The following is a 15,254-nucleotide window of genomic DNA, read 5'->3' as shown; positions in this document are numbered from 1 at the left end:
GTACGCGGGGAGCCCTGCCCACTCTCACCCCGCTCAATCAGTGCACTCGGTTAACTACTCGTACGTAGTCGCGCGGCCCGTACCAAGGTCTTGGCCGACATCCGCCGAGGCTCAGTCAAGTCGGTTGGGACTAACGGATGTACGCCCTGACGCCCCCTGTCCCACCGGTACCACGGACCTCATTCGTGACCGGTGATTTGGGGCGGTGAGAGCGGTATATCCCGAGTGACAGCGTCCCCCTGAGGAGGGATCATGGGGTCCGTCTCAGTGGCTTCCATGGGGGGTTCCGACTGCCGGAATGTCCTGAATCCACATCCCCTTTTTCTGAAGGAACGTTCCTGTTGCGTGCCACTCGTACGGTGGGCCTGCTCACCGCGGGCCTTGTCACCCTTCTCGGTGTCCCGGGCGCCGCGGCTGCCGAAACGCCGGCCACGCTTTACGTCGACAACGTCGACGCCAACTGTTCGGACGCGGGGTCCGGCGCACAGGCCGCCCCGTTCTGCACCATCTCCGCGGCCGCCAAGATCGTGCGGCCGGGCCAGACCGTGCGGATCGAACCGGGTGAGACCTACGACGAGGCCGTCACCGTCGACCGCTCCGGCGAGCCGGGCAAGCCGATCTCCTTCGTGTCCGGTGCGGCCGACGGCCGAGGCCGGGTGTCTCTCGGCAAGGCGCTGGCCGTCACCGGTGCGGGCCACGTGGTGGTGCGCGGGATGTACGTCGGCGACGGCATCCGCGTCTCCCGGTCCACGGACGTCGAGCTGGACCGGATGCAGGGCGGCGGGGGTGATTTCGACGGCCTCGTCGTCGGGGAGGGGAGCGCCGACGTGCGCTTCACCCGCGGCTCGGTGTGGGGGGTCCGGATCGAGGGCGGCGCGCGGGGCACCGTCCTCAGTCGCAACGAGCTCAACGGAACCCTCGGGGCGAGCAACGTGGCCGTGGTGGACGCGCCCGGCACGGTCATCACCAACAACGACTTCTCCGCCCTCTGCGGGGCGACCGTGTCGTTCGGCGGCGCCTCGACCGGCTCCGCACTGTTCAACAACGTGATCTTCAGCGAGTCCACCCACAGCGGCTGCCGGTCCGCGGGTCCGCGGGGCGGCGTCGACGTGTCGCAGAGCGCGGCCCAAGGCACGCGGGTCGACTACAACGTGCTCAGCGGTCACGGAACGCCGGCGGTGAACCCGTACACCTGGGCCGGAAAGGCCTACCCGAGCCCGGCGGCCCTCCAGGCCGCCACCGGCCAGGGGGCGCACGACCTCCTGGCCCCCGACGGCTACAAGGTCGGCGCGATCGACGGCTCGCCCACCGTCGACTCGGCCGACGCGACCGCTCCGGGCGCCCTGTCGACCGACATCTACGGCAAGCCCGCCACCGACGACCCCCGCGTCCCGAACACCGGCAAGGACGGCGGGTACATGGACCGCGGGGCCGCCGAGACCCAAGACCGGCTGAGGGGTGTCCGGCTGGACCTCGATCAGTATTGGGCGCCGGTCGGCACCACCGTGAAGGCGACGGCCGTTGCGGACAACCGCTGGCCGGGCGCACTGACCTTCCGCTACGACTTCGGTGACGGCACGGCCCCCGCCGTGACCCGCTCGACCACCGCGGAACACGTCTACGGCGCGCCCTGTGCCTGGTGTGCGGTCACGGTGACGGCCGTCTCCGACGCCGGGGAGACGGTGTCCGACACGAAGTCGACGAAGGTGACCGCGGCCGGCCCGCTCACCGCCGCTCTCACCGTGGATCCGGTTCTGCCGACCTCGGACAACCCGATCGGCCACACCCCGCCGCTGAGCGTGGGCGTCGACATCTCGCCCTCCGCTGCGCCGTGGCCGGTGGAGAGCGTGGACTTCGACTTCGGTGACGGCACCACCTGGCACCACAACGGCCTGTCCGGCACGGATCACACCTACGCCCGCCCGGGTGAGTACAAGGTGACGCTCACCCTCCGCGACACCAAGGGCGCCACCTCCACGGCCACGCGGAGCGTGAAGGTCGACTACGCCCCCTCCGGCTACGTCGCCACGGCGCCGTTCCGCCTGCTGGACACCCGTGCCAACGGCACCGTCCTGCAGAGCGGGAGCCCCACGGCCGTGACCCTGCCCGTCGGGCTCAGCGTGCCGGACCACGTCCTGTCCGCCGGCATGGCCGCGGCCGTCCTCAACGTCACCGTGACCGGGGCCGGCGAGGACACCCACCTGAGCGTGTGGCCGTCCGGCCAGTCGCGCCCCGCCACCTCGAACGTCAACGTCAAGGCGGGCGGTACCTCCTCCAACACGGTCACGGTCCCGGTCGGTGCCGACGGAAAGGTCTCGGCCCAGCTCAACTCCGGCCGCGCCGCGCTGATCGTCGACTTCGTCGGCTACTATCAGCCCGGCATCGGGCAGCGGTTCAGCCCGATCGCCCCGACCCGCCTCGCCGACACCCGTACCGCGGGCGGCGCGCTCGGCGGCGGGCAGACCCGGACCGTCAAGGTCGCCGGGGTGAACGGCATCCCCGCCGACGCCACCGCCGTCGCCTTCAACCTGACCGGCACCGGCTCCACCGAGAACGCGCACGTCATCGCCTATCCCGACCCGGCGAAGCGGCCCGCGACCTCGAACCTCAACCTGGAACCGGGCAAGGACAGGTCGAACCAGGCCATCGTCCCGGTCGGTCCCGACGGGACCATCACCCTCTACACCAACACCGGCTCCACGCATCTGGTCCTGGACGCCGTCGGCTGGTACGGCAAGGACGGCAAGGCCCTGTTCACCCCGGCCGCCCCGCGCCGCCTCGCCGACACCCGCACCACCGGCAAGCTCGCACCCGGCGCCACCACCACCGTCACCGGACTGCCCGCCGGCGCGATCGGCGCGGCCCTGAACGTCACCGCGACCGATTCCACCGGCCCCGGCTTCCTGACCGTGTACGGGTACGGCTCCGCCCGCCCGGACGCCAGCAGCCTCAACACCCGTCCCGGTGACACCGTCCCCAACCACGTCACCACCCCGGTGGGCGACGGCGGCCGCGTCACCGTCGCCAACAGCTGGGGCGGCAGCACCCACGTGATCACCGACCTGCTCGGCTGGTTCACGCAGCCCTGACGCCCCGGGACCCCGACACCCCCGCCGCCCCGGCCGCCCGTGCACCGCACGCGGCGGCCGGGGCGGCGGCGTTCGGGGCGGGGACGGGGGCGGGTCCGCGGCGGCGCGCGGAGCCCGAGGCACCGTGGCAGGCGGGGCCCCGGTGAAGCTAGCCTTCCCGGGGTGATGCGCGGGCGCACAGCGTGGTGCGGCCGCTTCGATCCGCAATCGCCTGCGAAGGTAGAACGTGTGAAGGCTATCCGTCGATTCACCGTGCGCCCCGTCCTCCCGGAACCATTGCTTCCGCTTGCCGATCTCGCGCGCAATCTGCGCTGGTCGTGGCATGCCGAGACCCGTGAACTCTTCCAATCCGTCGACCCCGAAGGCTGGCAGGCCGCCGGAGGCGATCCCGTCCGGCTGCTCGGCGCGGTCTCCGCACCCCGGCTGGAGGAACTGGCCGGCGACCGGCGGTTCCTGCGCCGCCTCGCCGTCATCGCCGCCGACCTCGACGACTACGTCCACGGCGGGAGGTGGTACCAGAGCCACGAGGACCATGCCGAGCTGCCCGCCGGGATCGCCTATTTCTCCCCCGAGTTCGGGATCACCGCCGCCCTGCCGCAGTACTCCGGCGGGCTCGGGATCCTCGCCGGGGACCACCTCAAGGCCGCCAGCGACCTCGGCGTCCCGCTCATCGGCGTGGGACTGCTGTACCGGCACGGCTACTTCCGCCAGTCCCTCTCCCGCGACGGCTGGCAGCAGGAGCACTATCCCGTCCTCGACCCCAACGAACTGCCCGTCTCCCTGCTGCGCGACGGCGAGGGGGCACCGGCCCGGGTGACCCTGAGCCTGCCCGGCGGCCGGGCCCTGCACGCGCACATCTGGCAGGCCCGCGTCGGCCGCGTACCCCTGCTGCTCCTCGACTCCGACGTCGAGGACAACGACTCCGGCGCCCGCGAGGTGACCGACCGGCTCTACGGCGGCGGCAGCGACCACCGCCTCCTCCAGGAGATGCTGCTCGGCATCGGAGGCGTGCGCGCGGTGCGCGCGTACTGCCGGATCACCGGGCACCCCGACCCCGAGGTGTTCCACACGAACGAGGGGCACGCCGGCTTCCTCGGGCTCGAACGCATAAGGGAACTGGAAGGGGAGCAGGGGCTCGGCTTCGAGGCCGCCGTCGAGGCGGTGCGCGCCGGGACCGTGTTCACGACGCACACGCCGGTGCCCGCCGGCATCGACCGTTTCGAGCGGGCCCTGGTCGCCCGGCACTTCGGGCCCGGCGCGGAGCTGGCCGCCCTGCCGGTCGACCGGATCCTGGAGCTGGGCGCCGAGTCCTATCCCGGCGGCGACCCCGGGGTCTTCAACATGGCGGTCATGGGGCTGCGCCTGGCCCAGCGGGCCAACGGGGTCTCGACCCTGCACGGGGCGGTCAGCCGCGGCATGTTCGCCGGGCTGTGGCCGGGCTTCGACCCGGCCGACGTGCCGATCACCTCCGTGACCAACGGCGTGCACGCCCCGACCTGGGTGGCCCCCGAGGTGGTCCGCCTGGGCGCGCGCCAGATCGGCGCCGGACGGACCGAGGACGCGTTGTCGGTGGGCGGCTCCCAGCGCTGGGACGCGGTGGCCGACATCGGTGACCAGGACATCTGGGACCTGCGGCGCGTGCTGCGCGAGCAGCTGGTGCAGGAGGTGCGCGACCGGCTGCGGGCCTCGTGGCTCCAGCGCGGGGCCGCGGAGGCCGAACTCGGCTGGGTGGACTCCGTGCTCGACCCGGACGTGCTCACCATCGGCTTCGCCCGGCGCGTGCCCTCGTACAAGCGGCTCACGCTGATGCTGCGCGACCCCGAGCGGCTGCGCGCGCTGCTGCTCGACCCGGACCGGCCCGTGCAGATCGTCGTCGCGGGCAAGGCGCACCCGGCCGACGACGGGGGCAAGCGGCTCGTCCAGGAGCTGGTGCGGTTCTCCGACGATCCGCGGGTGCGCCACCGGATCGTGTTCCTGCCCGACTACGGCATGGCCATGGCGCAGAAGCTCTACCCGGGCTGCGACGTCTGGCTGAACAACCCGCTGCGGCCGCTGGAGGCCTGCGGAACCAGCGGGATGAAGGCGGCGCTCAACGGCTGCCTCAACCTGTCCGTGCTGGACGGCTGGTGGGACGAATGGTTCGAGCCGGACTTCGGCTGGGCCATCCCGACGGCCGACGGGCTCGGAACGGACGAGGACCGGCGCGACGACCTGGAGGCGGGCGCCCTCTACGAGTTGATCGAGGACCGGGTCGCGCCGCGGTTCTACGACCGGGCGGGCCGCAGCGGGCTGCCGGTGCGGTGGATCGAGATGGTCCGGCGCACCCTCGTCTCCCTGGGGCCCAAGGTGCTCGCGGGCCGCATGGTCCGCGAGTACGTGGAGCGGCTGTACGCTCCGGCCGCCCGCGCCCACCGGACCCTGAACGCGGACGCGGCTCGGGACCTGGCCTGGTGGAAGGGGCGGGTCCGGGCGGCCTGGCCGCGGGTCACCGTCGAGCACGTGGAGGCGCTGGCGGCGGCCCCGGTCAACGGCACGGCCGAGCTCGGGACCACCCTCGGCCTGCGGGTGCGCGTCGCGCTGGACGCCCTCACGCCCGAGGACGTGGAGGTCCAGGCGGTCGCCGGGCGGGTGGATCCGCACGACGTGATCCAGGGCGGACGCTCCTTCCCGCTCAAGCCCACCGCCGGGCCCGACCTGGAGGGGCGCTGGATGTACGAGGGCCCGCTCGCCCTCGACCGTACGGGGCCCTACGGCTACACCGTACGGATCCTGCCCGCGCACGCGATGCTGGCGACCCCGGCCGAACTGGGGCTGGTCGCGGCCCCGGTGGAGACCGACGCGGCCGGTGAGGCGGGGGGCGGCGGCGTACTGCTGCGCTAGCGGCTCGGGCCTTCGAGGCTCCGGGCACGGTCAGGGGGCGGGCGGCGGATCGACCAGCCGCCCGTCCTCGACCAGCATCCCGGCCCGCTTGATGTTGCGCAGGGTCGGGATCACCTCCACGTGCTGTATGCCTGGCACCGCGCCGATCCGCTCGGTCATGTACGTGTAGAGCTCGTCGGTGTCCCGGCACACCACCGCGGCCATCAGGTTGGCCGTACCCGTCACCGCGGCCGCGAACGGAACCTCCGGATGGCCGGCCAGCGCGGCCCCCGCCTCCGCCAGCCGGGCCGGGGCCGCGGTCAGCAGCAGCGTGGCCTCGGCGTCGAAGCCCAGGGTCGAGGGCACGAGCTCCAGGTCGAAGTAGAGCGCCCGCAGCTCCCGCAGCCGGTCGAGGCGCCGGCGCGCGGTGGACTCCGAGAGGCCCGAGGCCCGGGCCAGCTCCGGATAGCCGGCCCGGCCGTCCTGCGCCAGCACCGCGAGCAGCGCGTGCTCGGCCTCGTCCAGGGCGTACCGCTCCTGCTCCCGCCCGTGCACCACGGGGGGCCTGGCCGGGGCCGACCCCAGCGCCTCGACCTGCTCGGGCCGCAGCACGTCCAGGCCGCACCACCCCGACGGGCCGCCGATGTACACCCGCAGGATGGTGTGGGCGATGACCCCGGTCACCCGGCGGGTGCGCGGGAGCTTGTCCAGGAGCAGGCCGTCGCGGTCCTGGCGGGTGCGGGCCTTGGTCAGGCAGTTGATCTCGGTCCCGCCGGAGCCGAGCTTCACCCAGGAGATGTCCGACCGCCGGGCCAGCGCCCCGGCCACCGCGAGCGCGGCGTCCGGTGCGCACTGCACCCGCAGCCAGGATTCGAAGAGCCCGACGCGGCTGCCGAGCGGCAGCCCGATCACCCGGAGCAGCCCCGAGGTCCGCAGCCGGCGGTAGCGGCGCACCACCGTCTGGTCGGAGACCTCCAGCACCTCGGCGATCTTGCTGAAGGCGGCCCGCCCGTCGATCATCAGGGCTTCCATCAGGCCCCGGTCCAGCTCATCCAGTTGTACGGGTGTCGTCATGGTTTCCATCATGGCAGGGCGTGCGATGGGGGAAATCCGGCAGCCGGACGGGTCTGGGTGGGGGATCGGCCGTCCGGATGGGAGTTTGGAACCACCGCCGGTCTCTTATCAATCCCCTGCCGGGCCTCCGGGTCCCGAGGAGTTCTCCCATGCGCAAATGGCTCCCGCTCACCGCGGTGTGCCTCGGGGCGTTCATGCTCCTGGTCGACGTCACGATCGTGATGGTCGCCCTGCCCGACATGGCCGCCGACATGCACACCTCCTTCTCCGGACTCCAGTGGGTCATCGACGGCTACGCCCTGGCCCTCGCCGCGCTGCTGCTCGGGGCCGGGTCCCTCGCCGACCGGATCGGCCGCCGCCGGGTCTACCTCGCGGGGCTCGGCATCTTCGCCGCCGCCTCGCTCGCCTGCGGGCTGGCCGACGGGCCGGCCGCGCTGATCGCGTTCCGCGCCGTCCAGGGCATCGGCGGCGCCGCGATGTTCGCCACCACCATGGCCCTGCTGAGCAGCGCCTACCAGGGCCGCGACCGCGGGGTCGCCTTCGGCGTCTGGGGCGCGGTCAACGGCGCCGCCGCCGCGGCCGGCCCGATCCTCGGCGGGCTGCTCACCCAGCACTTCGGCTGGCGCTGGATCTTCTTCGTGAACCTCCCCGTCTGCGCCCTGGCCGTGTACGTGACCCTCCGGTCGGTCGCCGAGTCCCGCGACCCGCGCGCCAAGGGTCTCGACCTGCCCGGGATGGCCGCGTTCACCACGGGGGCCGCGGCCGTCACGTACGCGCTGATCCGCGTCGGCGAGAACGGCTGGACCGGGGCCGCCACCCTCGGCCTCTTCGGCCTCGGCGTGGCCGCCTTCGCCGCCTTCGTCCTGGTCGAACTGCGCAGCTCCCGCCCGATGCTGGACCTCTCGCTGTTCCGCAGCCGCTCCTTCGTCGGCGTGATGGCCGGGGCGCTGCTGCTGTCCGGGGCGGCCTTCTCGTACCTGATGTACGTGTCCCTGTGGCTGCAGTCCGCCGAGGGGATGGGCCCGGTCTCCGCCGGCCTGGTGCTCGTGCCGCTGAGCATCTCCTCGTTCGCCGTCTCCGCGGTGGCCGGGCGGCTGCTGCACGGGGCTCCGGCGCGGCTGACCATCGGCGGCGGGATGCTGCTGATCGGAGCGGGCGCGCTGCTGCAGGCCTGGATGACGGACGCGGGCGACGGCTGGTCCGCCCTGGTCCCGGGGCTGGTGGTGACCGGGCTCGGCGTGGGCATGGCGACCCCGGCCCTGGCGGCCGCCGCGATGGGCGCCGTGGCCCCGGCCCGGGCGGGCATGGCCGGCGGGGCCCTGAACACCGCGCGGCAGCTGGGCATGGCGCTCGGCGTCGCGGTGCTCGGCGCGGTCTTCCAGGCCGGGCTGCGGGACGGGCTCAGCGGCTCCGGCCAAGGGCACGGCACGGCCGAGGCGCTGGCCTCGGGGCGGGCCGGGCAGCTGCTGGCGTCGGGTCCGGCGGCCAGGGTCTGGGTGGAGGAGGCCTTCGCGAGCGGGCTGCGGGAGACGTTCCTGGTCTCGGGGCTGATGGGGCTGGCGGGCGCGCTGCTGGTGCTGGTTCTCGTCCGTACGAAGGACCGGGCCCAGGCTCCCGTCGCGGCCGGCGCCGGCGCCGGTGTCCCGGCTCAGGCGGGCGAGGGCTCCCCCGCGTCCGAACGCATGTCCGTCTAGCGGTCGGGGGTGGGGCCGTACGGGCGCAGGCGGCCCTCCCAAAAGGGTGAACATTCGAACATGTTGGGCATGCCGCAGTGCTCCGGCGTGGAATACCGCTCTCAACGCTGACCGCTGGGTGCCATTCGGACCGGCATCCTGTGCCCACAGAACGGACTGCCTCCCCATGCGTCTTCGCCCGACCGCCGTGGCGTTCCTCGGCGCCCTCGCCCTCGTCCTGCCGACCGCCGGCCCGTCACTGGCCGGCGGCCATGACGACCTCGGCCGACTGCAATACATCATCGACAACGACGACCGCGCGCAGATCCGCCCCGCGGACAACGACACCTGCTACGAGCTGACGGGCACCTCGCGGGGCCGCCCGGCGACGGCTGTGCACAACGGCACCGACTCGCGGGCCGTGCTCTACGCGAACTTCGGCTGCGGCGGCCGGGTGGAGCGCGAGCTGCAGCCCGGCGACACGGTGTACGACGTCTCGGTCCGCTCGGTCACGTTCGTGCCGCTGCGCAGCCACGGCGACGACTGCCGCGACGAGTTCCGGGGCGGCGGCTGCGGCGACTCGCGCTGGGACGACGACGACTTCCGCTCCGCCTTCCGGCGCATCGGCTGACCTTCCGGTCCGCCGAGCACGGGCGAGGGCCCGGCACCCCGAGGGTGCCGGGCCCTCGCCCGTGCACTCCTCAGGCCCCGGCCCCCGCCGCCAGCCACCGCACCACGTCCGCCGCCGTGTACGGGGACGCGTCCGGGGAGATCCGCGGCAGGAACGACAGGTCCTTGCCGATCGTCACCAGCGCCGGCTCCGCCCGCCCGCCCGGCCGCCGCTGAGCCAGGCCGATGGTGGCCAGCAGGCCGTTGCACAGGCACCGCCGCCCCCGGGTGTCCGCCGCGTCCCCGCCCTTGCGGACGTACGCGGCCACCGGCTCGGCCGCGCACCGGTAGACCAGACCGCGCGGGCCCCGCACGGGAGTCCGCAGGAAGCCCAGGTCGCAGACCCGGCGCCGGGCCGCGGCCACCTCCGGTTCGGAGACCGTGCCCGGCAGCTCCGCCACCTTGAAGGGGAACGCGCTCGGCGAGGCCTCGGGGTCGTTGCGCACCGTCAGGGTGCCCGCGCGCGCCCGGTCCAGGAGTTCCTCGCGCAGCGTGCGCGCCATCCCGGACTCCTCGCACAGCGCGAAGGCGCTGCCGATCTGCACCCCGGCCGCTCCCGCGGCCCGGGCGGCCGCGACCGCCTCCGGGCTCGCCTGGCCGCCGGCGAGCCAGAACGGCAGCCCCAGCGCCGCCATCCTGGCGAGGTCCGGACGGTCGCGCGGCCCGTAGACCGGCTCCCCGGCCCCGTCGAGCCGCATCGGACCGCGCGGCGGTGCGCTGTGCCCGCCCGCCCCGCTGGTCTCGATCACGAAGCCGTCGGGCCGGGTGGCCTCGTCCCGGGCCAGATAGGCGGCCAGCACCGGGAGCGAGACGATCGCGAGCACCTCGGGGCGGCGCAGCGCCCCCGGCACGTGCCCGGCCAGCAGCGCGGCGGGGTCGAACACGTGGTCCAGCGGCCGCTCGTCGCCCTCGACGGCGATCCGCGTCACACAGGGTTCGCCGCGCGCCAGCCGGTCGGCGAGGGCAGGGATCTGACCGGGGACTCCCGCGCCCACGAGCACGTGGTCGACGCCTGCCAGGATCGCGCCGAACATCGCCGGGGCGGTGGCGAGCCGGATCTTCTCCAGGTAGTTGACTCCGACGACACCATCGTGTCCCTCCTTGGCGAGCCAGACCTCGACGAAGTTGCCGAGGACGGTGAGGACTTCCGCCGGGGCACCGCCGGCGGCGCGCAGCCGCGGGGTGGTCCGCATCCGGGCACCAGGATCCTCTCCGAGGCCGTCCGGGCGGAAGTAGCAGTCGAGCGCCGTCTGCGCGAGTTCGGGGAGCGGGAAGGCGGCCAGCGCCCGGCGCGCGTGCCCGCCGGGGTCGCCGGTCTGCAGGACCCGGGCCAGTACGACGTCCAGGGCGGTCCCGGAGACCACGCCCAGCTGCCCCTCCCGGGAGACGGCCCGGGCCAGCCGCCAGCCGGAGACGCCGACGCCCATGCCGCCCTGGATCAGCCAGGGCCGTTGCCGGGCGGGGGCGGCCGCGGAGGGCTGCGCGGCAGGGGCGGTCGTGGGGGTCTGCGGCATGGGGCACGTCCTCGGGTCGCCCGGACCTACGGTCGCGCAGGTTCGCTTCCGTTTCAGTCTCCGGCGTGCCCGGGCCGCCGAGGGCCGCCGAAGGTCCCGGCTTGCCGGGGCGCAGGTCCCGTACGGCGGGGGTACGTGGAACAGGGCCGCCCGGGAGGGTCTCTCCCGGACGGCCCCGCGTTTTCAGTGGGTCAGCCGTGTGGCTCCACCTGCCTGCCCCGGTGGGGTCAGAAGGTGAGCTTCCAGCTGTCGATCTTGCCGGTGTCCAGAGTGGCGGCGTCACGGACCCGGAGCTTCCAGGTGCCCTGCGCGACCTCGGAGGAGGCGTTCACCGTGAACTGCTGGACGATGTTGTCCGCGCTGCCGCCGGTGCGGTTGCGCAGGTTGTAGACGGTGCCGTCGGGGGCGACGAGGTCGACCACCAGGTCACCGACGTAGGTGTGGACGATGTTCACGTCCACCTTGAGGGCGCTCGGGGCGTTGCCCGTGCGGGTGACGGCGATCGGGGACTCGACGGTCGCGTTGTCCGCGATCGTGTAGTCGTTCGTGTTCTCGAACACGTTCTGCTGGGACGTGCCGACGGTCCAGGTGAAGGCCGCCGTGCCCGTCTTGCTCTGCGAGTCGGTCACCGTCACGGTCACGTTGGACGTGCCCGCGGTGGTGGCCGTGCCCGAGATCAGACCGGTCGAGGAGTTGATCGACAGACCGGCCGGCAGGCCGGTCGCCGCGTAGCTGAGCGCACCCGGGTTGGTGCTGGTCGCCTGGACCTGGAGGCTCACGGCGGTGTTGATCTGGGTGGTCTGGTTGGCGATCGGGGTCACCGAGACGCCGGAGACGATGCGCGCACCGACGTTGATGCCGGCCCAGGCGTTGGCCACGTTGTTGTACGTGGTCGAGCCCTGGCCGTACAGGTCGGCGGCGGCCTGGAGGGTCGCCGTGCGGGCGGCCGCGTAGTTGGTGTTGGACTTGAAGTAGCCCACCGTCAGCGCGCGGAACCAGATCTTCGCGGCGGCGTCGCGGCCGATCGCGGTGACCGGGAGGTTGTCCGAGGTCGGCGAGTTGTAGCTGACGCCGTTGATGACCTTGGCGCCGGAGCCCTCGGACATCAGGTAGTAGACGTGGTTGGCCGGGCCCGAGGAGTAGTGGACGTCGATGCCGCCGATGCCCGAGTACCACGCGTCCTTGGAGCCGCCGTCCTTGCTCGGCTTGTCCATGTAGCGCAGCGGGGTGCCGTCGCCGTTGATGTCGATCTTCTCGCCGACCAGGTAGTCGCCGACGTCCTGCGGGTTGTTGGCGTAGAACTCGACGTTCGCCGCCATGATGTCGGAGGTCGCCTCGTTCAGGCCGCCGGGCTCACCGCTGTAGGTCATGTTGCCGGTGACCGAGGTGAGGCCGTGGGTCATCTCGTGGGCGGCCACGTCGATGGACGTCAGCGGGTGCGTGTTGCTCGTGCCGTCGCCGTACGTCATGCAGAAGCAGGAGTCGTCCCAGAACGCGTTCACGTACGCGTTGCCGTAGTGGACCCGGCTGTACGGGGCCACGCCGTCGTTGCGCAGGCCGTTGCGGCCGTGCACGTTCTTGTAGTAGTCCCACGTCAGCTGGGCACCGTAGTGCGCGTCGGCGGCGGCGGTCTCCTTGTTGGAGGCGGCGCCGTTGCCGAAGATGTTGGTGGTGTTGCTGAAGAGCGTGCCGGTGCCGGAGCTGCCACCGTTGAGGTTGTAGGTCTTGTGGTTGCCGCGCGCGGCGTCGGTCAGCGTCCAGTTGCTGCCCGACTGCGAGGTGCCGATCGTGACCTGGCCGCTGTACATCGTGTTGCCGGTGCCGGTCTCGATGGCCTGCCACTGGGTGATCTTCGCGCCGGTCTTGGCGTCGGTGACCACGTGCAGCTCGCTCGGGGTGCCGTCGTCCTGAAGGCCGCCGACGACGGTCTCCCAGGCGAGGACGGGGGCGCCCTCGGCGGCCCAGATCACCTTGCGGGCGCTCTTGGACGCCTTGGCGTCCTTGGAGCCCGCGGCGTTGGCCGCGGAGACGGCCTGGCCCTCGGCACCCGCCGGGGTCACGGTCGCCGCGGTGTCCGCGACCTTGATCTCGTGGTTGGTGGCCTTGGTGATGCTCTTGGTGACGCCGCCCTTGGCGTGGACCGTCAGGTCGCCGCCGAGCACGGGGAGTCCGCCGTAGGTGCGCTCGTACGTGGTGTGCGTGGTGCCGTCGGCGTCCTTGACGACGTCGCGTACGACCAGCTTCTCCTGCTCGCCGAGGCCGAGGGCCTTGGCCGCCTGGACGGTGGTCGAGTTGGCGTCGGCTATGAGCGTCGCACGCTCGGACGCGCTGAGATTGACGGCTGCCGCGCCCGGGTTGGGCTGAGCGGCGTTGCGTGCCTGCGACGCGGTGGCGTCGGCGGAGGCGGTGCCGGCCTGGATGCCGACGGCGAGCAGTGCGGCGGCGGCGACGAGAGCGCCGGCCGCGGTGGCACGCCTGTGGGGGGTGTGACTCAACGCAGACTCCTTCTGCAAGGGGGGTTCCGGATGGCTGGGTGGGCCTCCGGGCAGAGCAGGCTGGTGCGTAGAACGGATCGAAGAGTGCCAGCTGTCGGCGTCGATGTCAGGGCCGCGTCAAAAGGTTGGCTGGAAACGGTTCGTTGACCGATGAGACGTATCCGGTATCCGAACCATTCACCTTCGCGTGCGAAAGAAGGGTCCGATATCTGGAACGGTTGGTACCGGTTGCTAACACTTGCGCAACAAGAGGCTCCGTTCGGGCAATCGGCATTTGTCGTACGGGCGTTTGTCGTACTGTTTCCCGGTGCGCCAGTTGTCCGAAGCCAGGGGAAGCCGCGGGCACGCGCCACTGTCATAGACCACGTGCCAGGGGGGCCCATGAGGCATGTTCATTTTCCTGCGCAAAGACTGGCCGGAGCGGCGGCTGCGGCGGCGGGGCTCGCAGCAGCCCCGGTGAGGCGGATCGGCGACAAGGCCCGCTGGTACCTGCCCGCCGCCCTCACGGCCGACTTCCTCGGCGCCGCGGTCCCCGTGGGGCTGGTCTTCCAGGCGGCGCAGCAGGTCCGGCCGGTGTACTGCGCCCTCGGCGCGGCGCTCGCGTGGACCGGCGTGCAGGCGGTGCGCCGCCGCTACGCCTCCCGCGCGCTCGGAGAATCGCGCGGAGTGCTGCCCGTCCTTCACGACTGGCTGATTCTCATCGGCGTCCTGGCCGTCGCCCGCGTGGTGACCGGCGAGAGCACCCCCCGGCTGTCCGCGCTCGGCGCCCTGCTGCCCGCCCTCCTCGTCACCGTGGCCTGCCACAAACTGACCTACCGCCACCTCTCGGCGGCCCGCCGCGAGGCGCACGCCGTCAGCCGGGTCCTGGTGGTCGGCGAGCCCGGCGCGGCAGGGGCCGTCATCGAGCACCTGGCCGCGCGCACCGACCACCCGTACGTGGTGGTCGGCGTGGTGCCGGTCGGCGCCGGGCCGATCGAAGGCGGGGTGCCCGTCGCGGCCCGGCTCGACGAGAGCGTGCCCGAGGCCCCGAACGCGGACTCCACCGCCGTGCTCGGCGCCGTCCGCAGCCACCACGCCGACCTGGTCCTGGTGGCCCCGGGCGCCCGGATCGCGGGGGAGCGGCTGCGCAAGGTCGCCTGGGCGCTGCACGACGCGGGGCTGGAACTCGCCGTCTTCCCCGGGCTCGTGGAGGTGTCCGTCAAGCGGCTGGAGACCCTGTCCGCGGGCGGGCTCGCCGTGCTGAGGGTGGCGCCGCCGGTGAGCCGGGGCGTACAGACCCTGCTCAAGTCGGCCCTCGACCGGACCGGGGCCGGCGTCGGACTGCTGCTGCTCTCGCCGGTCTTCCTCGGCATCGTCCTGGCGATCCGGCTCGGTTCGCGCGGCCCGGCGTTCTACCGCCAGCAGCGCATCGGCCGCGACGGGGTCCCGTTCACCATGTGGAAGTTCCGCACCATGGTCGTGGACGCGGACCGGCTCAAGAACGAGCTGTCCGGGGCCAACGAGAACGACGGCCTGATGTTCAAGATCCGCCGCGACCCCCGGGTGACCCGGGTGGGCCGACTGCTGCGCCGCACCTCCATGGACGAACTGCCCCAGCTGCTGAACGTGCTGAGCGGCCACATGTCACTGGTCGGCCCGCGCCCGCCGCTGCCGGAGGAGGTGGCGCGGTACGACGAGGTCGAGCTGCGCCGGCTCACCGTACGGCCGGGAATGACCGGACTGTGGCAGATCAGCGGACGCTCCGACCTGTCCTGGGACGAGACGATCCAGCTCGACCTGCAGTACGTGGACAACTGGTCCTTCACCAGTGACGTCGACGTCATGGGCCGTACCCTCCGCGCCGTCGTCGACGGCCGCGGAGCGTACTAGGAGGACCTCGGT

8 protein-coding genes are annotated in these 15,254 nt (G+C 72.8%); 5 read left to right on the top strand and 3 right to left on the bottom strand.

Translation table 11 applies throughout. From position 1 onward, the window contains the following. Positions 1–341: 341 nt before the first annotated feature. A complete protein-coding gene (locus tag AB0M92_RS06960) occupies positions 342–3,089 on the top strand; it encodes a PKD domain-containing protein (protein ID WP_366101036.1) in 2,748 nt (915 codons plus the stop codon). Between the two features lie 228 nt (positions 3,090–3,317). Continuing rightward, positions 3,318–5,969, top strand: a complete 2,652-nt coding sequence (glgP, locus tag AB0M92_RS06955) for an alpha-glucan family phosphorylase (RefSeq protein WP_366101035.1) — start codon at positions 3,318–3,320, stop codon at positions 5,967–5,969. Between the two features lie 30 nt (positions 5,970–5,999). Here glgP and AB0M92_RS06950 read toward each other — a convergent pair whose 3' ends face one another. Further along, a complete protein-coding gene (locus AB0M92_RS06950; RefSeq protein WP_366101034.1) occupies positions 6,000–7,022 on the bottom strand; it encodes an AsnC family transcriptional regulator in 1,023 nt (340 codons plus the stop codon). A gap of 149 nt (positions 7,023–7,171) precedes the next feature. Between AB0M92_RS06950 and AB0M92_RS06945 the strand changes: the two genes are divergently transcribed. Together AB0M92_RS06945 and AB0M92_RS06940 are read left to right on the top strand one after the other, a co-directional pair. Continuing rightward, positions 7,172–8,716 (top strand): DHA2 family efflux MFS transporter permease subunit, encoded by a 1,545-nt coding sequence (locus tag AB0M92_RS06945; RefSeq protein WP_366101033.1) that lies wholly within the window; start codon positions 7,172–7,174, stop codon positions 8,714–8,716. Between the two features lie 166 nt (positions 8,717–8,882). Further along, positions 8,883–9,326 carry a hypothetical protein gene (locus tag AB0M92_RS06940; protein ID WP_366101032.1) on the top strand — a complete coding sequence of 148 codons (444 nt, stop codon included), beginning with the start codon at positions 8,883–8,885 and terminating at the stop codon, positions 9,324–9,326. 70 nt (positions 9,327–9,396) lie between these two features. Here AB0M92_RS06940 and AB0M92_RS06935 read toward each other — a convergent pair whose 3' ends face one another. Continuing rightward, on the bottom strand, positions 9,397–10,878 hold the full coding sequence (locus tag AB0M92_RS06935) for a nitronate monooxygenase (protein WP_366101030.1): 1,482 nt from the start codon (positions 10,876–10,878) through the stop codon (positions 9,397–9,399). Positions 10,879–11,105: 227 nt separating this feature from the next. Further along, positions 11,106–13,373: a M4 family metallopeptidase gene (locus tag AB0M92_RS06930; RefSeq protein WP_366101029.1), complete on the bottom strand. Its 2,268-nt coding sequence runs from the start codon at positions 13,371–13,373 to the stop codon at positions 11,106–11,108. Positions 13,374–13,754: 381 nt separating this feature from the next. Between AB0M92_RS06930 and AB0M92_RS06925 the strand changes: the two genes are divergently transcribed. After that, the gene (locus tag AB0M92_RS06925; protein WP_366101028.1) at positions 13,755–15,242 is read left to right on the top strand and encodes a sugar transferase; all 1,488 of its coding nucleotides are present in this window, start codon (positions 13,755–13,757) and stop codon (positions 15,240–15,242) included. Positions 15,243–15,254 lie beyond the last annotated feature (12 nt).

Source organism: Streptomyces sp. NPDC051582 (assembly GCF_040681715.1).
GTDB lineage: Bacteria > Actinomycetota > Actinomycetes > Streptomycetales > Streptomycetaceae > Streptomyces.
Note: the sequence above shows the minus strand (reverse complement) of the source record. Positions and strands in the feature narration are given on the sequence as shown.